1 protein-coding gene is annotated in these 379 nt (G+C 64.4%); it reads left to right on the top strand.

Going from position 1 to position 379, the window contains the following annotated elements; genetic code table 11:
* Positions 1–189: 189 nt before the first annotated feature.
* A partial coding sequence (locus tag ACFHVL_RS31495) for a hypothetical protein (RefSeq protein ID WP_416632268.1) occupies positions 190–379 on the top strand: 190 nt, incomplete at its 3' end.

Here is a 379-nt window from a genome sequence, read left to right as displayed (position 1 = left end):
TGGAGCAACCCACCCGGTAACCAGGTGACGGTGGCACCTGGGGCCTCACGGACGGTCACGCTCACCCCGCCCCGGCACGGGTACAACGTGCTGCATGTCTTCAGCCGTGACACCGCAGGCACGCCCAGCCCGACATCCCGTTATCAATTCCTGGTCGGTTCGCCGTCGTCGCCAATAGGTCACTGGCCGATGGACACCATCGACAACAGGGGCTTGCAGAATATCGACGGCACCGCCGGTGACCTCACGGCTGCCGGCGATGTCACCTGGCCTGCCGATACCAGGCTGATTGGCGAGAGCGTCCCGTACTTTGACAGCGTTTCCGAGTCGCCCACCAACATCTATGGCAGCGCGACCGCGACGGTACCCGACCTGGACA

Origin of the sequence: Micromonospora sp. LOL_023 (assembly GCF_048060115.1) — a bacterium.
In the GTDB taxonomy this organism is placed as follows: Bacteria; Actinomycetota; Actinomycetes; order Mycobacteriales; family Micromonosporaceae; genus Micromonospora_E.
The sequence above is the reverse complement of the archived record's forward strand: the minus strand, read 5'-3'. Positions and strand labels throughout refer to the sequence as shown.